Below are 19,748 nucleotides of genomic sequence, written 5' to 3'. Positions count from 1 at the left end.
CCATGCCCCTGCGGCAAGGGGTAGGGCCGGATGGCAAGCGATCTGCTGCATGCGGGGCTGGGGCTGGCGCTTTTGCTGCTGGCCGGCGACAGTCTGGTCAAGGGGGCGGTCAACCTGTCGCTGCGTCTCGGGGTTCCGGCGCTGATCGTCAGCCTCACGATCGTGGCCTTCGGCACCTCGGCGCCCGAGTTGCTGATCTCGATCAAGGCGGTGCTCGACAACTCGCCCGGGATCGCGATGGGGAATGTCGTCGGGTCGAACATCGCCAATGTGCTGCTGGTGCTGGGAATCCCCGCGCTGATGACGGGCATTCGCACCGATGAATGCGACACCCGGCGCACTTACGCGCTGATGGTCGGATCGACGCTTTTCTTCCTGTTCGTCTGCATGATCGGGCCGATCACTTGGATTCACGGCATCGGGCTGATGCTGGCGCTGGGCTTCGTGCTGGTCGATGCATTCCTCTCGGCGCGCAACCATCGCCGCGAGGCCGTAGTGGCCGCAGAGGCCGCCAGATGCGCCGCTTCGGATGAGACCGAGGAAGAGGTCGAAGGCGCCGACCCTTCGCTCGGCTGGTTCAAGATCGGCATGTTTCTGGTGCTGGGTCTTCTGGGGCTGCCGCTGGGGGCCGACCTGCTGGTCGATGCGTCGATCAGCATCGCGCATGAAATCGGCGTGTCCGACACGGTGATCGGCCTGACGCTGGTCGCGGTCGGAACCTCGCTGCCCGAGCTGGCCACCACGGTGATGGCGGCATTGCGGCGTCAGGCCGATGTCGCGATGGGCAACGTGATCGGGTCGAACATGTTCAACCTGCTGGCCATCATCGGCATGGCAAGCTTTTTCGGCGATATCGCCGTGCCGCCCGAAATGCTGCGCTTCGATCTCTGGGTGATGCTTGGCGCCGCCTTGTTGCTGACGCCCTTCGTCGTCTGGCGGCTCGCGCTGGGCCGGGTCTGGGGGGCGGTGTTCTTCCTGCTCTACGCGGCCTATGCCGGGGTGCTTCTGCTGTGAGCGGGCGGGCCCTTGTCACGGGTGCCGCACAGCGGCTGGGCCGGGCGATGGCGCTGCATCTGGCCCGTCGCGGTCATGACGTGGCCGTGCATTATGCGGGCAGCGCCGATGCCGCCGCCGAGACCGTGGCCGAGATCCGGGCGCTGGGCCGGAGGGCGGTGGCGCTCCGGGCCGATCTGCTGGACGAGGACGAGACCCAGGCGCTGGTGCCGCGCGCGGCCGAGGCGCTGGGCGGACCGCTGACGGTTCTGGTCAACAACGCCTCGATCTTCGAATATGACACCCTTCGCACGGCCACCCGCGAAAGCTGGGACCGTCATCTCGGGTCGAACCTGCGGGCGCCCTTCGTGCTGATGCAGTGCTTTGCCGCCGGTGTGACCGAACCCGCGCGCGATGCGGCGGGCGAAGCGCTGGCAACCGGGCTGGTGGTGAATGTGATCGATCAGCGGGTGCTGAAGCCGACACCCGAATTCATGACCTATACGCTGGCCAAGATGGGGCTCTGGGCGCTGACCCGCACCGCCGCGCAGGCATTGGCCCCGGCGATCCGGGTCAATGCCATCGGCCCGGGACCGACCCTGAAGGGGGCGCGCCAGTCCGAGGATCACTTCGCCCGGCAGCGCGCCAGCACCGTGCTCGAACGCGGTGCGGATCCCGGGGACATCTGCGCAGCGCTCGACTATCTGCTGAGTGCGCGTGCGGTCACGGGGCAGCTGATCTGCGTCGATGGCGGCCAGCATCTGGGCTGGCGGACACCCGATGTGCTGGGCGTCGAATAGCGCACGGGGCCACTGCCGGCTCGGTTTTTCCACGGGGTCACGGGGACGTCACAGTTTGGTAATGATTTCTTAAACAATATCAAGCTTTTGTCACAGTCCGAAAAAATAATGCCGAAAATCAGCCAGTTGCGAGTGCGCCTAAAATTTGGGCGAACCAAGGAATGAGGCGGAAAACAATGGAAATTTGCAGGTGCCCGCAGGTTATGCTCAAATTTATCCACAGAAGTCGTGGATTTGTTTTCCCTTGCCTCTGCCGGGGGGCCGTTGCAGTGCACCGTCGGAATCACGGAGTCTGAGCGATGACCCCGACCGAGGATAGCGACGCCGCCCGGCGCCCCCGCGGCCATGCCTGCATCCAGTCCTATCTGGCCACGCTCGACAGCTCGCCGGGCGTCTACCGGATGCTCGATGCAGAAAGCCGGGTGCTATACGTCGGCAAGGCGCGCAATCTGCGCCGGCGGGTTTCGAACTATGCCAAGCCGTCGGGGCATAGCGCCCGGATCGCCCGGATGATCTCGGAAACCGCGTCGATGATGTTTCTCACGACGCGCACCGAGACCGAGGCGCTGCTGCTCGAGCAGAACCTGATCAAGCAGCTCAAGCCGCGCTACAACGTGCTGTTGCGCGACGACAAGAGCTTTCCGAACATTCTGGTCGCCAAGGACCATCGTTTTCCGCAGATCCGCAAGCATCGCGGTGCCAAGACCGTGAAGGGGGCCTATTTCGGCCCCTTCGCCAGCGCCGGTGCGGTGAACCGGACCCTGAACCAGCTGCAGAAGGCGTTTCTGCTGCGCAACTGTTCGGATTCGATGTTCGAAAGCCGCACCCGACCCTGCCTGCTTTACCAGATCAAGCGTTGCAGCGGGCCTTGTGTCGGGCGCATCTCCGAGGCCGGCTATGCGGCCGCGGTGCGCGATGCCGAGGATTTCCTGAAGGGCAAGTCCTCGGGGCTGCAGGAGGCGCTGGCGACCGAGATGCAGGCGGCCTCGGAGGCGATGGAATTCGAGCGCGCCGCGGGGCTGCGCGACCGGATCCGGGCGCTGACCCAGGTGCAGTCGGTGCAGGGGATCAACCCACGCGGCGTGCCCGAGGCCGATGTGGTCGCGCTGCATATGGAAGGCGGGCAGGCCTGCGTGCAGGTCTTCTTCATCCGCGCACATCAGAACTGGGGCAACCGCGACTATTATCCCAAGACGGGCAGTGGCGCCGAGGCCCCCGAATTGCTGCAGGGCTTCCTCGGTCAGTTCTACGACAACAAGGAACCGCCCCGGCTGGTCCTTCTGTCCCATGACATCGAGGATCGCGACCTTATGGCCGAGGCGCTGTCCCAGAAGGCCGGACGCAAGGTCGAACTCGCGGTGCCCCAGAGGGGCGAGAAGGCCGAGCTGATCGAGAACGCCGCCCGCAATGCGCGCGAGAGCCTCGGACGGCGGATGGCGGAAAGTGCGGCCCAGGGCAAGCTTCTGGCCGGCCTTGCCGAGGCCTTCGGGCTGGAGGCGTCGCCGAAGCGGATCGAGATCTACGACAACTCGCATATCCAGGGCACGAATGCGGTTGGCGCCATGGTCGTGGCCGGTCCCGAGGGCTTCGTCAAGGGCCAGTACCGCAAGTTCAACATCCGCGGCGACGACCTGACGCCGGGCGACGATTTCGGCATGATGAAGGAGGTCCTGACCCGCCGCTTCCAGCGCCTGTTGAAGGAAGATCCCGACCGGGCAGGCGAGACCTGGCCTGATCTGCTGCTGATCGATGGCGGCGCGGGACAGGTCGGAGCGGTGGCCGAGATCATGGGCGATCTGGGCGTGGAGGATCTGCCGGTCGTGGGCGTGGCCAAGGGCATCGACCGCGATGCCGGCAAGGAAGAGTTTCACCGTCCCGGCGAACGTCCCTTCGCACTGAGGCATAACGATCCGGTGCTTTACTTCGTGCAGCGCCTGCGCGACGAGGCGCACCGCTTTGCCATCGGCACCCATCGCGCGAAACGGGCGAAAGCCATGGGGGCGACGCCCCTCGACGAGATCCCCGGCGTCGGCGCCACCCGCAAACGCGCGCTCCTGACCCATTTCGGCAGTGCCAAGGCGGTCAGCCGGGCCGGGCTCGCCGATCTGAAGGCGGTCGAGGGAATTTCCGACAGTCTCGCCGAAACCATCTACGGCTTCTTCCATGAGCGGGGCTGACGCGCTATGACCCGGCCATGAGATGGACTCTCCCCAATATCCTGTCGGTGCTGCGACTCGCGGCGGCACCGCTGTTCCCGCTGGTCTATTTCCTCTGGGACAGCCCCGTCGCCGACTGGGTTGCGCTGGTGCTCTTCATCGGCGCCTCGATCACCGACTGGGTCGACGGCTATGTCGCCCGGCGCTGGCATCTGACCAGCCGCTTCGGTGCGATGATCGACCCGATTGCGGACAAGGCGATGGTGCTGGCCGCGCTGCTGGTCATGGTGGCTAAGTTCGGCATGCCGACCTGGCTGACGCTTGCGGCCTCGGTGATCGTCTTCCGCGAGGTGTTCGTCTCGGGCCTGCGCGAATTTCTCGGCGCCCAGGCCGGGCGGCTCAAGGTCACCAAACTCGCCAAATGGAAGACCACGGTGCAGATGGTCGCGATCTCGGTGCTGATCGCCCATGGCATCCTGCCCCATGCCGCCATCGAGGGGCTCGGCACCGCGCTGCTGCTGGCGGCGTCGGCGCTGACCCTGATCACCGGGGCCGATTATTTCGCCAAGTCCTGGCCCTATCTCAAGGAGGAGAAGGTGCCATGATCGACGTGCTCTATTTTGCCTGGGTCCGGGAACGGATCGGCCTGCCGAAAGAGCGGATCGAGACCGGGGCCCCGACCGTCGCCGCCCTGGTCGAGGAACTCGCCGCCCGCGAAGAGCGCTATGCCGCCGCCTTCGCCGATCTCTCGGCGCTGCGGGTCGCGCTCGATCAGGAGCTTGCCGATTTCGATGCGCCGCTTGCGGGCGTGCGCGAGGTTGCCTTCTTCCCGCCGATGACCGGCGGCTGAGATGCGCATCGGCGTCCAGTCCGGCCCGTTCGATTTCGGCGCCGAATGCGCTGCCTTTGCCAGCGGGTGCGGCAATGCCGGTGCGGTCGTGACCTTCGCCGGTCTGGTCCGCGACGATGGCGGGCTCGCCCGGATGGAGCTTGAACACTATCCCGGCATGACCGAGCGCGCGCTCGAGGCCATCGCTGCCGAGGCGATGACGCGTTTCCGGCTTCTCGACTGTCTCGTGATCCACCGCCATGGCAGCCTTACCCCTGGCGAGACCATCATGATGGTCGCGACTGCCGCTCCGCACCGTGCCGATGCCTTTGCCGCGGCCGAATTCCTGATGGATTACCTGAAATCCCGTGCCCCGTTCTGGAAGAAGGAATTCGGCACCGATGGCGCGGCCTGGGTTGCGGCCCGCGATGCCGATGAGGCCGCGCTCGCCCGCTGGTCGGACAGCTGACCCCTCCTTCTTCTTGGTGGAAATACCCAGTCCGGGCCGCAAGGCGGCCCTCTGAAACGAAATAGGCCCGGTCGCGAGACCGGGCCTATTCAATGCCGAGCCGACGGATCAGCCGATCGCGGCTTCCTTCACGTCGTCGTCGATGAAGGGCAGGTATTGGGCGAAGTTCTCCGAGAACATCCGGACCAGCTTCTGCGCCTGGGCGTCATATTCCGTCGGATCGGCCCAGGTGCGACGCGGGTCCAGCAATTCCTCGGAAACGCCATGCAGCGCGAGCGGCACCTCGAAGCCGAAATTGGGATCCTTGCGGAATTCGGCATCGTTCAGCGAGCCGTCGAGTGCTGCGGTCAGCAGCGCGCGGGTTGCCTTGATCGGCATCCGCGAGCCGGTGCCGTAGGCCCCGCCGGTCCAGCCGGTATTGACCAGCCAGCAGGTCGCGCCATGCTTGGCGATCTTGTCGCGCAGGAGGTTGCCATAGGCCTCGGGACGGCGCGGCATGAAGGGGGCGCCGAAGCAGGTCGAGAAGGTGGGCTCGGGCTCGGTCACGCCCTTTTCGGTCCCGGCGACCTTCGAGGTGAAGCCCGACAGGAAGTGATACATTGCCTGGGCCGGGGTCAGCCGTGCGATCGGGGGCAGCACGCCGAAGGCGTCGCAGGTCAGCATGATGATATTCTTCGGATGCCCGCCCAGAGAGGTCTCGGAGGCATTCGAGATGTAGTGCAGCGGATAGGCGCAACGCATGTTGGCCGTCAGGCTGTCATCCTCGAAATCGAGCTCCTTGGTATGCGGATCGAACACCATGTTCTCGATCACGGTCGAGAATTTCGAGGTCGTGGCATAGATCTCGGGCTCGGCTTCGGGGTTCAGGCTGATGGTCTTGGCATAGCAGCCGCCTTCGAAGTTGAAGGTGCCGTTATCCGACCAGCCATGTTCGTCATCGCCGATCAGGGTCCGCGACGGGTCCGCCGAAAGCGTGGTCTTGCCGGTGCCCGACAGGCCGAAGAAGATCGCGGTGTCGACCGGGTTGTCCTTGGCGTGGTTGGCCGAGCAGTGCATCGCCATGATGCCCTTGCCGGGCAGGATGTAGTTCATCAGGGTGAAGACCGACTTCTTGATCTCGCCGGCATATTCGGTGTCGCCGATCAGGATCAGCTTCTTGGCGAAGTTCAGCGCGACCACGGTCTTGGAGCGGCAGCCATGGCGTTCGGGATCGGCCTTGAAGCTCGGGCAGTTGATGATGGTGAATTCGGGCACGAAGCTGTCGAGCTGTTCCAGCGCGGGGCGGCGCAGCAGGTGGCGCGCGAACAGGCCATGCCAGGCCATCTCGGTGACGACCCGCACGTCGAGCCGGTTGTCGGCATCGGCACCGGCATACAGATCCTCGACGAAGACCTCGCGGCCCTTGAGATGTGCCAGCATGTCGGCATGCAGCCGGTCGAAGGCCTCGGGCTCCATCGGGCGGTTGTTCTCCCACCAGATATGCTCGACCACCTCCGGCGTGCGCACGACGTGCTTGTCCTTCGGAGACCGGCCGGTATGGACGCCCGTGGTCACGAGGAGGCTTCCCCCCTTGCCGAGGGTCCCTTCGTCGCGCTTGAGCGCTTCTTCGACCAGCGCGGGTTCAAAGAGGTTGTAATAGACCTTTCCCAGCCCTTCGATGCCCTGTGCCTCAAGGCGCTGATTGGGGTTCACGCGTCCGAATTCCATGGTCTAATGCTCCTTGCCACCGCATCTCGGTCCGCGCGGCTATAGCATGACGTTTCCATGAAACAACAGGGACCGACAGGGCGTTAGCGCAATCATAGTTTGATTTTTTCTCTGGTAGCGCAATCATTTTGCGCCTTTGGGTAAAAAAATCTGCGCAATTTGCATCGGCCCGGCGGCAGAGCGCTGTTAGCGGTTAGGTAAACGTTTTCCGGCTTCAATGTGCCTTAATGTGGTGCCGCGATTCGCATCGGGTCGGCGATTTGCGCTGTGACGTGAGTAAATGTCGCGTAAAATCATATGGTTCCGCTTGCGGACAGGATAAGGAAATCTTCCATGTCTAGGATTGCGCTCGTCGACGATGACCGGAATATCCTCACTTCCGTTTCCATGACGCTCGAGGCTGAAGGTTTCGAGGTGGAAACCTATAATGACGGTCAGGCGGCGCTGGACGCTTTCAACAAGCGCATGCCCGACATGGCCGTTTTCGACATCAAGATGCCCCGAATGGATGGCATGGATCTGCTGCAACGGGTGCGCCGCAAAAGCACGATGCCGGTGATCTTTCTCACCTCCAAGGATGATGAGATCGACGAGGTCCTGGGGCTCAGGATGGGGGCCGACGATTATGTCAAGAAGCCTTTCTCGCAACGGCTTCTGGTCGAACGCATCCGCGCCTTGCTGCGCCGGCAGGAGGTGATCGCCGCCGATGCCGGCCCGTCGCCCGAGGAAAGCAAGACCATGGTGCGCGGACAGCTCACGATGGATCCGCTGCGCCATTCGGTGACCTGGAAGGGGCTTGATGTGTCGCTGACGGTGACCGAGTTCCTGCTGCTGCAGGCGCTCGCGCAGCGCCCCGGTTTCGTGAAAAGCCGCGATCAGCTGATGGATGTGGCCTATGACGATCAGGTCTATGTCGACGATCGCACCATCGACAGTCATATCAAGCGGTTGCGCAAGAAGATGCGTCAGGTCGATACGGAATTCTCGGCGATCGAGACGCTGTACGGTATCGGCTATCGCTATAACGAGGAGTGAGGCGGATTTCCGGGGGCAGAGCCGGTGCGGGACAGCAAGCGGAGTGCCGATCAGGGGGCCGGGCCCGGGGACGCCCCCGGGCGCAGGGCGGCTGAAGCCGACCGTCGGTGCCGTGGCCCGCGGTGTGGCTTCGTTTCGCTGAAGCGCTCGCCGCTGGCGCGGCGGATCATTGCCGCCAACCTTATCGCGCAGATCCTGCTCATCTCTGGCGTGCTGTATCTCAACCCCGCGCGCGACAGCCTGCTCAGCCTGCGCGAAAGCGGCATGGTGGCCGAGACCAATCTGGTAGCTGATGTGTTCGAGACGCAGGCCCGGTTCGATGACCGGCCCGCCGCCCTTTCGGGCAACGGCCTCGATGTCGATGCTCTACTGACCGGTCTCGAACTTGCGCAGGGAGCCGAGGTCTTCGTGTTCGACAGGGAGCTGAACCTGGTCGGACGTGCCCGCGGCTCTGCCGGGACAGACTGGCCGGTCGGGGAATATGGGGATGACGGTTGGATCACCGTGATCACCGATGCGCTGTATCGTGCCTGGCTTGGCGGACTGTCGCTTTTCGGGCTGGAAAAGGGCGGCGATGCCGAGGGCGATCCTCAGCTGCGGCTGACCGATCAGGTCGCAACCACCCTGATTGACGGGCTGCAGGTCGAGACCGGGGTCGACTCTTCGGGCCGTACGACATTCACCGTCACCGCACAGATCCTTCAGGAGCGGCGGGTGATCGGGGTCGTGGCCATGGTCTCGGCCAGCGGCGAGATCGATCGCCTTGTCCGGATCGAGCGCGAGGAGGTGCTGCAGGTCTTCGTGATCGCGCTTCTGGTTTCGGTCGGCCTCGGTCTGGTTCTTGCCTCGACCATCGCCAATCCGCTTTCCGAACTCGCGGCCGCCGCCGAGATCGGGCAGAACCGCAATGCACGCTCGATGAGCCCGGGGCGGGTCCGCATCCCCGACCTGACGGCCCGGCCCGATGAAATCGGGCGGCTTTCGGGGGCGCTGCGCGGCATGGTCGCGGCGCTTTACGACCGGATCGACGCCAATGAACAGTTCGCCGCCGATGTCGCACATGAAATCAAGAATCCGCTTGCCAGCCTGCGGTCGGCGACCGGGACGCTTCGGGTGGCCCGGCGCGAGGACCAGCGCGCCAGGCTGCTCGACGTGATCGAACATGACGTACGTCGGCTCGACCGGCTGGTCAGCGATATCTCGAATGCATCCCGGCTGGACAGCGAACTGGTCAAGGAAGAGGAAACGACGGTCGATCTGGTGCGGATGCTGCGCGGTCTTGCGGATCATCTCGGGAAGCAGGCGCGCGAGCGCGGCATCGATTTCATCGCCGACCTGCCACCGGATCCGATCGAGATCCAGGGCCTCGAGGCACGCCTGGCGCAGGTCTTCGTCAACCTCATCACCAATGCCATCTCGTTTTGCGAGGCCGGCGATGCGGTCCGGATCTGGGCGCGCAAACGCGACAATCGGGTGCTGGTCGTGGTCGAGGATACCGGGCCGGGCATTCCCGGACAGGCGCTGACCAAGATCTTCGACCGCTTCTATTCCGAACGGCCGCCCGGGCAGTTCGGCAATCATTCCGGTCTTGGACTTGCGATCTCGAAACAGATCGTAGAGGCTCATCGCGGTGTGATATGGGCAGAGAACATCCGCCCGACCGAGGCCGACGTCACATCGGAGCAACTGGGCGCCCGCTTCGTTGTCGGCCTTCCGATCTGAGGCCCGACCCTTGCCGGAGAGGCCCGCGACCGCCATGCCCGACGTTCCAAGCCGCATCCTTCACGCCAGTACCGTGGCGCATCGGGGCCGGGCCGTGCTGATCAGCGGAGCCTCCGGCACCGGCAAGTCGGCGCTGGCGCTGCAGCTGATGGCCCTTGGCGCGGAGCTCGTCGCCGATGATCGCACGATCCTGACCCGGGTCGAAAACGGGCTTGTCGCCACCGCGCCCGACACGATTCGCGGGTTGATCGAGGCGCGGAGCGTCGGGCTGCTGCGCGCCGAGGCGGTCGCCTCGGCGCCGGTGGTGCTGGCGGTCGATCTCGATCATTCCGAAACCGAGCGGCTGCCGCCGGTGCGCATGACCGAGATCCTCGGGAAACCGCTGCCCTTGCTTCGCCGGGTGGATCGGCCATATTTTGCCGCAGCCATCCTGCAATACCTTATCGCCGGGCCAAGCGACTGATGTCCAATCCTCTCGAGAACGATCCGCCTGTCCGGCCCCAGCGCATCGTGCTGGTGACCGGGGCCTCCGGTGCGGGGCGCTCGACCGCGCTGGGTGTGCTCGAGGATCTGGGCTTCGAAGCAATCGACAACCTGCCGATATCGCTGATCCCGCGCCTTCTCGATGGTCCGATGCCAGGTCCGTCTCTGGCGCTCGGGGTGGATATCCGCACCCGCGATTTCTCGGCCCAGGCGCTGGCCGACCTGATCCGCGGGCTTTCTGCGGCGCCGGGGCTCGAGGCGGATGTGCTTTACCTCGATTGCCGCCCCGATGTGCTGCTGCGCCGCTTCTCCGAAACCCGGCGGCGTCACCCGATGGCGCCGGCCGAAAGCCCGGCCGAAGGGGTCGCGCGAGAGCTCGATATCCTCGGTCCGATCCGCGAACTTGCTAGCAGTCTGATCGACACGTCCGATCTGACGATCCATGAGTTCCGCGCCGAGATGACCGCGCGCTTCGCCCCGGGTGGCGCGGCGCCGCTTGCGGTCTCGCTGCACTCCTTTTCCTACAAGCGTGGCCTGCCCTTGGGCATCGACACGGCCTTCGATTGCCGCTTTCTGCGCAATCCCTACTGGGACCCGTCGCTTCGGACGCTGGACGGCCGCGATCCGGCGGTGGCGGTCTATGTCGCGGCCGACCCGCGTCATGCCGCCTTTCTCGACCGGATCTGTGACCTCGCCGCGCTTGTGCTGCCCGCGCATCGCGACGAGGGCCGCAGCCATATCTCGATCGGTTTCGGCTGTACCGGAGGGCAACACCGTTCGGTCGCCATGGCCGAGGCCGTGGCAAAACGGCTTGCGGCAACGGAATGGCAAGTGTCTATAAGGCATAGGGAACTGGAGAGGCGGGCACAGGGCGTGCCCGCAATGCGAACGGGAACGGGCGCGTGATCGGAATCGTCATCGTCGCGCATGGGGGCCTGGCCCGGGAATACCTGGCCGCGATGGAGCATGTCGTGGGCCCGCAGCCCGGGATTCGTGCCATCGCGATCGCGCCCGACGATGACCGTGCTGCCAAGCAGGACGAGATCTGCCGTGCCGCCGACGAGGTCGATGAGGGCGGCGGCGTCGTGGTGGTGACCGATATGTTCGGCGGTTCGCCCTCCAACCTCTCGATCCGAGCCTGCGCACCCGGCGATCGGAAAATCCTCTATGGCGCCAACCTGCCGATGCTGATCAAGCTGGCCAAGTCGCGCCGCATGAGTGTCAGCGATGCCACCGCTTCGGCACTGGCGGCCGCGCGCAAATATATTGACAGTTTCGACGCAGGCGGCCTGTGAGGACCCATTGACCAGCAACAGAGTGACACGAACCTTTGAAATCGTGAACGAGAAGGGGCTGCATGCCCGGGCCTCGGCCAAGTTTGTGGAATGCGTCGAGGAACATGACGCAACGGCAGAGGTGTATCGCGACGGGATGAACGCGTCCGGCGATTCCATCATGGGGCTCCTGATGCTCGCGGCTTCGAAAGGCACCGCGATCGAGGTCTCGACCCATGGGCCCGAGGCGCTGAAGCTTGCAGATGCGCTGGAACGGTTGGTCGCGGCCCGGTTCGGCGAAGACATGTAGGGCGGCGCGCGCATGCCTGCCCAGCCCGGGGCCGAGCCGCCCTATGATGCGCGCGAGCTGTCCTATGCCCGCACCTTTCCGGATCCGCTCCGTGCCCAGGCGATCCGGGCCATCGAGATCCTGACCGGCAAGCTCACGCTGCTGCGGCTGGTCCGCAAGTTCGAGGCCGGCGGTGTGCCCCGGGGCCAGGCGTTCTGGCGCCAGGCCCTCGACGTGATGGGCATCCGGGTCGCGACCCCGTCCGAGCAGGTGGCGCGGATCCCGCGCGAGGGGCCGCTGGTGGTCGTGGCGAACCACCCGCATGGGCTGGTCGACGGCATGGTGCTGGCCGAGCTCCTGGGCCGGGTGCGGAGCGATTACAAGATCCTGACCCGCTCGCTCTTGACCGATGTCGGCGAGGTGGCCGAATTCATGATCCCGGTGCCCTTTCCCCATGCCGAGGATGCGCGCGAACGCAATCTCGAGATGCGCCGGGCCGCGATGGACTATCTCGCTCAGGGCGGTGTCGTGGCGCTGTTCCCGGCCGGGGTCGTGGCCTCCTCGCCAACATTCTTCGGTCCCGCGGTCGAGGCCCTCTGGCACCCCTTCACCGCCAAGCTGATCCAGCGCTCGGGTGCACAGGTGCTGCCTGTCCGCTTCCAGGGGCAGAATTCACGCTGGTACCAGATCGCGAACCGGCTGTCGCCGACGCTTCGTCAGGGGTTGTTGCTGCACGAGGTCGTGCATGCGCTGAACAGGCCCCAGGCCCCGGCGGTCGGTGTCCCGATCGGCCGCGACGAGATCGAGCCCTGGGCCCGCGATCCGCGCGGTTTCCTGGCCTGGCTTCGGGCGCGCACCCTGGCGCTGCCCTGAAATCGGGGTTTGCGTCTTCTTCCTGGCAGAAATACCCATGCTGCCCGGGGCTTTCCCTGGCGGCCCCTCGGGGGCAGGGGCCTTCTCAGCGCGTGGGAACCGGCGTCTCACCGCGATAGTCGTAGAACCCGCGATGGGTCTTGCGCCCAAGCCAGCCCGCCTCGACATATTTGGTCAGCAGCGGGCAGGGCCGGTACTTGGTGTCGGCCAGCCCCTCATGCAGCACATTCATGATCGCGAGGCAGGTGTCGAGCCCGATGAAATCCGCCAGTTCGAGCGGCCCCATCGGATGGTTCGCCCCAAGCCGCATCGACTCGTCGATGGATTTTACCGAGCCCACGCCCTCGTAAAGTGTATAGACCGCCTCGTTGATCATCGGCATCAGGATGCGGTTGACGATGAAGGCCGGAAAATCCTCGGCCGAAGCCGCGGTCTTTCCAAGCGTCTCCACCACCTTGAGAAGGGTGTGATAGGTTTCCTCGTCGGTGGCGATGCCCCGGATCAGCTCGACCAGCTGCATCACGGGAACCGGGTTCATGAAGTGGAACCCCATGAATTTCTCTGGCCGGTCGGTGCGGCTGGCAAGGCGGGTGATCGAGATCGAGGAGGTGTTCGAGGTCAGGATGGTGGTCGGCGTCAGGTGCGGCTGAAGCTCTTCGAAAATCGCGGTCTTGACCGCCTCGCGTTCGGTCGCCGCCTCGATGATCAGGTCGGAGGAGCCCAGATCGGTCAGCGCCGTGGTGATCGCGATCCGCCCGAGCGCGTCGCGCTTCTCGGTTTCGGTGATCTTCTCGCGGCTGACCTGGCGATCGAGATTCTTGCCGATAGTGTCCAGTGCCCGGTCCAGCGCGTCGGCCGAAATGTCGTTCAGCCTGACCTCGTACCCCGCCAGCGCGAAGACATGAGCGATCCCGTTGCCCATCTGGCCCGCACCGACAATCCCGACCGTCTTCACGCCCATCAGCTTTCCTCACCCTGTTGGCGGCACCTTGGCCGATGCGGCGCTGCGGCACAAGGGCGACGTTATCCTTAAAATACGAAGCTTAGCGACTTGGAAACACGCCATGCCCAGTCTGGCAGGCGTGAGTCGCGAGGCGCGAGTGGGTGCAAGATGATCTTTGACAATCCGGGCAGCGGATCGCTTGCCTATTTCCCCTGCCGCTACGGCAATTCCAGGCTGGTGTTCCGGGGGCCGAAGCGGTCGCTGGATCAGCCCTATTGTGCCGTGGTGGGCGGCACCGAGACCTATGGCAAGTTCGTACCGAAGCCTTATCCGGCCCTGCTGGAGGAGGCGACCGGGCTGCAGATGGTCAATCTCGGCTGTAACAATGCCGGGCTCGACGTCTTCCTCAACGACGTCTCCCTGATGGATGTGGTCGCCGGGGCGCGGGTCACGATCATTCAGGCCCTCGGCGCGCATAACATGTCGAACCGGTTCTACGTCGTGCATCCGCGCCGGAACGACCGGTTCCTGCGCGCCTCGGCGATGCTGAAGGCGCTTTATCCCGGCGTCGATTTCACCGAATTCCATTTCACCCGCCACATGCTGAGCGTGCTGAGGCAGAAATCGCCCTCGTCCTTCGAGATCGTGGTAGCCGAGCTGCAGATGGCCTGGCAGGCGCGGATGCGCAAGCTGGCGGGGCGGATGCCCGGCGACAAGATATTGCTGTGGCTGCCGGGGCGGACCCCGGGAGAGGTCTCCTCCTGTGACGGTCTGGGCAAGGACCCGCTCTTCGTGACCCGGCATATGCTGGATACGGTACGGTCTTATTTCACCCGGGTCGTCGAATTCGAGCCGAGCCCGGACGCGCTGGCCCGCGGCGCCGAGGGCATGGTGCATGGCGAAGCGGATGAGGTGGCGGCTGCCTCGCTGCCGGGGCCTGCGGTGCATGAGGAACTGGCCGGGGTGCTGAGCGCGACGCTGCACGAGCTTCAGGCGATCTGATCCTGTCCCCACAGCTTCATGCGTCGAAAAAGGCCCGCCGGTGGGTGCCGGCGGGCCTCGTGATGCGTTCGGCGCTTCCTCAGAGCTTGGCGGTCAGCTCGGGCAAGGCGTCGAAGAGATCGGCGACGAGGCCGTAATCGGCGACCTGGAAGATCGGTGCTTCCTCGTCCTTGTTGATGGCGACGATGACCTTCGAATCCTTCATCCCCGCGAGGTGCTGGATCGCGCCGGAAATGCCCACCGCGATATAAAGCTCGGGGGCCACCACCTTGCCGGTCTGTCCGACCTGCCAGTCATTCGGAGCAAAACCGCTGTCGACGGCGGCACGCGAGGCCCCGACCGCTGCGCCCAGCTTGTCGGCCAGCGTTTCGATCAGCTTGAAGTTCTCTTCCGAGCCGACACCGCGCCCGCCCGAGACGATCACGCCGGCCGAGGTCAGTTCGGGGCGGTCGCTCTTGGCGGCGATGTCGGACAGCCATTCCGAAAGCGCCGGGTTGCCCGCGCTGGCCACATCCTCGACGGGCGCGCCCGCCGCCTCGCCAGCCGCATCGAAGGTCGATGTGCGGATCGTCAGCACTTTCTTGGCGTCGGCGGATTTCACCGTCTGGATCGCGTTGCCCGCATAGATCGGGCGGTCGAAAGTGTCGGCATCGACCACGCCCACGACATCCGAGATCACCATCACGTCGAGCAGCGCGGCGACGCGCGGCATGATGTTCTTGGCATCGGTGGTGGCCGGTGCAACGATGTGGTCATACTCTCCGGCCAGAGACACGATCAGATCGGCGGTGGGCTCGGCCAGACGGTGGCCGTAGATCGCATCCTCGGCGACCAGAACCCTGGCCACGCCCTCGATCTTCGCGGCGGCCTCGCCCGCGGCCTTGGCATGTTCGCCGACGCAAAGCGCGGTCACCTCGCCCAGGGTCTTCGCGGCAGTCACGGCCTTGGCGGTCGCGTCAAGCTGCAACGCGCCCCCGGTGACTTCGGCAAGCAGAAGAACGGCCATCTCAGAGCACCCCCGCTTCGTCTTTCAGTTTCGTCAGAAGCTCGTCCACCGAGGCCACCATGACGCCGGCCTTGCGTTCGCGCGGCTCGGCGGTCTTCAGCACGGTCAGGCGCGGCGCGGTGTCGACGCGGTAATCGGCGGGCGTCTTCTCGTCGAGCGGCTTCTTCTTGGCCTTCATGATGTTGGGCAGCGAGGCATAGCGCGGCTCGTTGAGGCGCAGATCGACCGAAACGATGGCCGGCAGCTTGACCTTGATGGTCTGCAGGCCCCCATCGACCTCGCGGGTGACCTCGGCGCTGTCGCCGTCGATCTCGAGCTTGGAGGCGAAGGTGCCCTGGCTCCAGCCCAGAAGCGCCGACAGCATCTGGCCGGTCGCGTTCATGTCGTTGTCGATCGCCTGCTTGCCGCAAAGCACCAGCCCGGGTTGTTCCTCGTCGACCACCGCCTTGAGGATCTTGGCCACCGCCAGCGGTTCGATATCGTCATGGATGTCCTCGGCCGCGACCACCAGGATCGCACGGTCGGCGCCCATGGCCAGAGCAGTGCGCAGGGTTTCTTGGGCCTGCTTGACCCCGATCGAGACCGCGACGATCTCGGTGACCTTGCCCTTTTCCTTCAGGCGGATCGCCTCCTCGACGGCAATCTCGTCGAAGGGGTTCATCGACATCTTGACGTTGGCGAGATCGACCCCCGTTCCGTCCGCCTTCACGCGGACCTTCACGTTGTAGTCGATCACCCGCTTAACAGGCACAATGACCTTCATCGGCGTGTGTCTCCCTTGCAGTCACGCCCCGCTCATCGGGGCAAGTCAATGGTTCCGGAGAGTGTTAGCGGGTCTGAAACCGACGGAACAGACAAAAAGCGTCGAGAAAGTATATTTCGCCGCATGGTGCTGCCGAGGGCGTTTTGTTTCTCTCGGGGGTAGGGGCGGGCGCCGGGGCGTTCGGGTTTGCCCTGGCCGCCTATCCCTTGTCGATCAGCCAGTCGAGCGCGGCAGTCGGCAGCAGGCGCCGTGCGAGATTCATCAGATGGGTGGGCGCGGTCACGAAATAGCGCGGTTTCGGGCGCGGCGATTCCAGCGCATGGATCAGCTTGCGGCTGACCGCCGAGGGCGGCAATTCGAAAAAGTCGCGGCCGCGATCCTCGTAAAGCCGTGTCAGCAGCGAATTGCGGTACTGTTCGGCCCGGGCACTGTTCTGCCAGTCGATCCAGCGTTCGAAATGCGGGATCGAGTTCACCCGGATTTTCGACGTGATCGGGCCGGGTTCGATCAGGATCACCCGGATCGGCGTGTCCCGCATCTCGAGCCGCAGCGTGTCGGTCAGCCCTTCCAGCGCGTATTTCGTCGCCGAATAGGCGCCGCGCCATTTCAGCGGGACGAGGCCCAGGACCGATGAACAGGTGACGATCCGGCCATGCCCCTGCGCCCGCATCGCGGGAATGACCCGCCGGGTGAGGTCATGGACCCCGAAGAGATTGGTCTCGAAGATCTCGCGCAATGCGGCACGGGGCAGATCCTCGACCGCGCCCGGGCAGGCGAAGGCGCCGTTATTGTATAGTGCGTCGAGCCGGCCGCCGGTGCGCGACAGAACTGCGTCGAGGGCCCCGGCGATGCTGTCCTCGCTGGCGTAATCGAGCGGAAAGCTCTCGAGCCCCTCTGCGGCGAGCCGGTCGCAATCGGCCGCCTGCCGGCAGGTGGCGAAGACCCGCCATCCGCGCGCTTTCAGGGCATGGGCGGCGTCATGGCCGATGCCCGAGGCGCATCCCGTGATCAGAACCGACTTTCCTGTCATTGCCCGCGCACTCGCCTCTGGACCCTTTTCAGGCTCCGCTTTACACAGCCGCCATGTCAGACGCCACCGAAGACCCGAAGCACGACGCCCTGTCCGAACCGCTGCGCCGCGCCATCGGCGACCGCTACCTGACCTATGCGCTGTCGACGATCATGGACCGGGCATTGCCCGACGCCCGGGACGGGATGAAGCCCGTGCACCGGCGCATCCTGTTCGCGATGCGCGAGCTCAGGCTGACCGCGACCGGGGGCTTCCGGAAATCTGCCAAGATCTCGGGTGACGTGATGGGCAACTATCACCCCCATGGCGATGCCGCGATCTACGATGCGATGGCGCGTCTGGCGCAGGATTTCAACGTCCGCTACCCGCTGGTGGACGGTCAGGGGAACTTCGGCAATATCGACGGCGACAACCCGGCCGCCAGCCGCTATACCGAGGCACGGCTGACCGCCGCCGCCGAGGCCCTGATGGAGGGGCTGTCGGAAAACGCGGTCGATTTCCGGCCCAATTATGACGGCACCCTCGAAGAGCCCGTGGTGCTGCCCGCGGCCTTCCCGAACCTTCTGGCGAATGGCTCGAGCGGCATCGCCGTCGGCATGGCGACGAATATTCCGCCGCATAATATCGACGATCTGGTCGGCGCCTGCCTGCATCTGATCAGGGCGCCCGACGCGCAGGACGACACCCTCCTGCAATATGTGCCGGGGCCCGATTTCCCGACCGGCGGCGTCATCGTCGAGCCGAAGGACAGCATCGCCCAGGCCTACCGGACCGGACGCGGCAGCTTCCGGCTGCGTGCCCGGTGGGAGGTCGAGGATCTGGGCCGCGGCCAGTGGCAGGTGGTGGTTTCTGAGATCCCCTATCAGGTGCAGAAATCCAAGCTGATCGAGCGCATTGCCGACCTGATCCAGACCAAGAAGATCCCGATCCTGGGCGATGTCCGGGACGAGAGCGCCGAAGATGTCCGGCTGGTGCTCGAGCCGAAGTCGCGCAATGTCGATCCCGAAGTGCTGATGGGCACGCTGTTCCGGAACTCGGATCTCGAGATCCGCTTCAGCCTGAACATGAACGTGCTGATCGACGGCCGTACGCCCAAGGTCTGTTCGCTCAAGGAGGTGCTGCGCGCCTTCCTCGATCACCGGCGCGAGGTGCTGCTCCGGCGTTCGCAGCACCGGCTGGACAAGATCGACCACCGGCTCGAGGTGCTGGCGGGGCTGCTGATCGCCTTCCTCAATCTCGACCGGGTGATCGACATCATCCGCTATGACGAGGAGCCCAAGGCCGCGCTGATGGCCGAGGACTGGACGCGGCCCCATGCCAAGGCGATGTCCGAACGCGACTATGTCTCGCCGCTGCCGGCGTCGGGGCCGGGCGGGCTGACCGATGTGCAGGCCGAGGCGATCCTCAACATGCGGCTGCGCTCGCTGCGCCGGCTCGAGGAGATGGAGCTGACCGCCGAGCGCGACCGGCTGACCGAGGAGCGTGCGGGGCTTCTCGACCTGCTGGGGCAGGAGGAGCTTCAGTGGAAGCGGATCGCCGAAGAGCTGCGCGAGGTGCGCAAGACCTTCGGGGCCAGGGCGCCGGGGGGCGCGCGCCGGACGGTGTTCGCCGAAGCCGCCGAGGTGGCCGATGTGCCGATCGAGGCGATGATCGAGCGCGAGCCGGTGACGGTGGTCTGCTCGAAGATGGGCTGGATCCGGGCGATGAAGGGCCATCTGGCCGACGGCTCGGCGCTGAAGTTCAAGGATGGCGACGAGGGCCGCTTCCTGATCCATGCCGAGACCACCGACAGGCTGATCCTCTTTGGCGCCAACGGACGGTTCTACACCCTGCCTGTGGTGCAGCTTCCGGGCGGGCGCGGCATGGGAGAGCCGGTCCGGCTGATGGTCGATCTGCCCAATGAAAGCGAGATCGTCGCGCTGTTCATCCACCGTCCCGGCGAAAAGCTTCTGGTGGCCTCCAGCGCGGGCGACGGCTTCCTGGTCGCCGCCGATGATGTGCTGGCCCAGACCCGGACGGGCAAGCAGGCGCTCAATGTCAGGGCCCCGGCCGTGGCGCGGGTCTGCGTACCGGTGCGCGGCGATCACGTTGCCTGCGTGGGGCAGAACCGCAAGGTGCTGGTCTTCCCGCTGGAGGAGCTGCCCGAGATGGGGCGCGGCAAGGGCGTGCGGCTGCAGAAATACAAGGATGGCGGGCTTGTGGATGCCACCACCTTCACCCTGGCCGACGGGCTCAGCTGGCATGATCCGGCCGGGCGGACCCGCACCGAGACCGACCTGACCGAATGGCTGGGTAAGCGCGCGGGCAGTGGCCGGATGGCGCCGCGCGGCTTTCCGAGAGATAACCGTTTCACCTGAGCGCGGGCGTTGCGCGA

The 19,748-nt window shown here is 65.2% G+C and carries 20 protein-coding genes; 15 read left to right on the top strand and 5 right to left on the bottom strand.

Features of this window, described 5'->3' with window-relative positions; genetic code table 11:
* The first annotated feature begins 30 nt into the window (after positions 1 to 30).
* The 6 genes from B5V46_RS16420 (at position 31) to B5V46_RS16395 (ending at position 5,247) form a co-directional block, all read left to right on the top strand.
* Positions 31 to 1,014 (top strand): calcium/sodium antiporter, encoded by a 984-nt coding sequence (locus tag B5V46_RS16420; protein WP_080617592.1) that lies wholly within the window; start codon positions 31 to 33, stop codon positions 1,012 to 1,014.
* Entirely contained in the window at positions 1,011 to 1,793 is a 783-nt protein-coding gene (locus B5V46_RS16415) for an SDR family oxidoreductase (RefSeq protein ID WP_080617591.1), read from the top strand. Before B5V46_RS16420 ends, B5V46_RS16415 begins: the two co-directional genes overlap by 4 nt.
* 299 nt (positions 1,794 to 2,092) lie before the next feature.
* Entirely contained in the window at positions 2,093 to 3,970 is a 1,878-nt protein-coding gene (gene uvrC / locus B5V46_RS16410; RefSeq protein WP_080617590.1) for an excinuclease ABC subunit UvrC, read from the top strand.
* Between the two features lie 17 nt (positions 3,971 to 3,987).
* Positions 3,988 to 4,554, top strand: a complete 567-nt coding sequence (gene pgsA / locus B5V46_RS16405) for a CDP-diacylglycerol--glycerol-3-phosphate 3-phosphatidyltransferase (RefSeq protein WP_080617589.1) — start codon at positions 3,988 to 3,990, stop codon at positions 4,552 to 4,554.
* Positions 4,551 to 4,799 (top strand): molybdopterin converting factor subunit 1, encoded by a 249-nt coding sequence (gene moaD, locus B5V46_RS16400; protein WP_080617588.1) that lies wholly within the window; start codon positions 4,551 to 4,553, stop codon positions 4,797 to 4,799. The genes pgsA and moaD overlap by 4 nt, the downstream gene beginning before the upstream one ends.
* A 1-nt stretch (position 4,800) precedes the next feature.
* On the top strand, positions 4,801 to 5,247 hold the full coding sequence (locus tag B5V46_RS16395) for a molybdenum cofactor biosynthesis protein MoaE (RefSeq protein ID WP_080617587.1): 447 nt from the start codon (positions 4,801 to 4,803) through the stop codon (positions 5,245 to 5,247).
* A gap of 108 nt (positions 5,248 to 5,355) precedes the next feature.
* Here the strand turns inward: B5V46_RS16395 and B5V46_RS16390 are convergent, their stop codons facing one another.
* Positions 5,356 to 6,954: a phosphoenolpyruvate carboxykinase gene (locus tag B5V46_RS16390; RefSeq protein WP_080617586.1), complete on the bottom strand. Its 1,599-nt coding sequence runs from the start codon at positions 6,952 to 6,954 to the stop codon at positions 5,356 to 5,358.
* 333 nt (positions 6,955 to 7,287) lie between these two features.
* Between B5V46_RS16390 and B5V46_RS16385 the strand changes: the two genes are divergently transcribed.
* Genes B5V46_RS16385 through B5V46_RS16355 form a run of 7 tightly spaced genes read left to right on the top strand, consistent with a single transcriptional unit; the run spans position 7,288 to position 12,630 of the window.
* On the top strand, positions 7,288 to 7,989 hold the full coding sequence (locus tag B5V46_RS16385) for a response regulator transcription factor (RefSeq protein ID WP_080617585.1): 702 nt from the start codon (positions 7,288 to 7,290) through the stop codon (positions 7,987 to 7,989).
* A 24-nt stretch (positions 7,990 to 8,013) separates the two neighbouring features.
* Positions 8,014 to 9,711 carry a sensor histidine kinase gene (locus B5V46_RS16380; RefSeq protein WP_080617584.1) on the top strand — a complete coding sequence of 566 codons (1,698 nt, stop codon included), beginning with the start codon at positions 8,014 to 8,016 and terminating at the stop codon, positions 9,709 to 9,711.
* Between the two features lie 34 nt (positions 9,712 to 9,745).
* Positions 9,746 to 10,174 (top strand): HPr kinase/phosphorylase, encoded by a 429-nt coding sequence (locus tag B5V46_RS16375; RefSeq protein ID WP_080617583.1) that lies wholly within the window; start codon positions 9,746 to 9,748, stop codon positions 10,172 to 10,174.
* Entirely contained in the window at positions 10,174 to 11,100 is a 927-nt protein-coding gene (gene rapZ, locus B5V46_RS16370; RefSeq protein ID WP_080617582.1) for an RNase adapter RapZ, read from the top strand. Before B5V46_RS16375 ends, rapZ begins: the two co-directional genes overlap by 1 nt.
* Entirely contained in the window at positions 11,097 to 11,489 is a 393-nt protein-coding gene (locus B5V46_RS16365; RefSeq protein WP_080617581.1) for a PTS sugar transporter subunit IIA, read from the top strand. Before rapZ ends, B5V46_RS16365 begins: the two co-directional genes overlap by 4 nt.
* 22 nt (positions 11,490 to 11,511) lie before the next feature.
* Entirely contained in the window at positions 11,512 to 11,778 is a 267-nt protein-coding gene (locus B5V46_RS16360) for an HPr family phosphocarrier protein (RefSeq protein ID WP_369822796.1), read from the top strand.
* A 12-nt stretch (positions 11,779 to 11,790) separates the two neighbouring features.
* Positions 11,791 to 12,630 (top strand): lysophospholipid acyltransferase family protein, encoded by an 840-nt coding sequence (locus B5V46_RS16355; RefSeq protein WP_080617579.1) that lies wholly within the window; start codon positions 11,791 to 11,793, stop codon positions 12,628 to 12,630.
* An 85-nt stretch (positions 12,631 to 12,715) separates the two neighbouring features.
* Here B5V46_RS16355 and B5V46_RS16350 read toward each other — a convergent pair whose 3' ends face one another.
* Positions 12,716 to 13,591 (bottom strand): 3-hydroxybutyryl-CoA dehydrogenase, encoded by an 876-nt coding sequence (locus B5V46_RS16350; protein WP_080617578.1) that lies wholly within the window; start codon positions 13,589 to 13,591, stop codon positions 12,716 to 12,718.
* A 150-nt stretch (positions 13,592 to 13,741) separates the two neighbouring features.
* Between B5V46_RS16350 and B5V46_RS16345 the strand changes: the two genes are divergently transcribed.
* Positions 13,742 to 14,575, top strand: coding sequence for a DUF6473 family protein (locus B5V46_RS16345; RefSeq protein WP_080617577.1), 834 nt, complete (start codon positions 13,742 to 13,744; stop codon positions 14,573 to 14,575).
* Between the two features lie 79 nt (positions 14,576 to 14,654).
* Here B5V46_RS16345 and B5V46_RS16340 read toward each other — a convergent pair whose 3' ends face one another.
* The 3 genes from B5V46_RS16340 to B5V46_RS16330 all read right to left on the bottom strand — a co-directional run bounded on the left by B5V46_RS16340 (position 14,655) and on the right by B5V46_RS16330 (position 17,374).
* The gene (locus B5V46_RS16340) at positions 14,655 to 15,581 is read right to left on the bottom strand and encodes an electron transfer flavoprotein subunit alpha/FixB family protein (RefSeq protein WP_080617576.1); all 927 of its coding nucleotides are present in this window, start codon (positions 15,579 to 15,581) and stop codon (positions 14,655 to 14,657) included.
* Position 15,582: 1 nt separating this feature from the next.
* Complete coding sequence (locus B5V46_RS16335) at positions 15,583 to 16,344, bottom strand: electron transfer flavoprotein subunit beta/FixA family protein (protein ID WP_080617575.1); 762 nt, start codon at positions 16,342 to 16,344, stop codon at positions 15,583 to 15,585.
* A gap of 199 nt (positions 16,345 to 16,543) precedes the next feature.
* A complete protein-coding gene (locus B5V46_RS16330) occupies positions 16,544 to 17,374 on the bottom strand; it encodes an SDR family NAD(P)-dependent oxidoreductase (protein WP_080617574.1) in 831 nt (276 codons plus the stop codon).
* 53 nt (positions 17,375 to 17,427) lie between these two features.
* Here B5V46_RS16330 and B5V46_RS16325 point away from each other — a divergent pair, with 53 nt between their 5' ends.
* Positions 17,428 to 19,731, top strand: coding sequence for a DNA topoisomerase IV subunit A (locus tag B5V46_RS16325; RefSeq protein ID WP_080617573.1), 2,304 nt, complete (start codon positions 17,428 to 17,430; stop codon positions 19,729 to 19,731).
* Positions 19,732 to 19,748 lie beyond the last annotated feature (17 nt).

It is taken from the genome of Rhodovulum sp. MB263, from assembly GCF_002073975.1.
Lineage (GTDB): Bacteria > Pseudomonadota > Alphaproteobacteria > Rhodobacterales > Rhodobacteraceae > Rhodovulum.
This window is presented reverse-complemented; position numbering and strand designations above follow the sequence as displayed.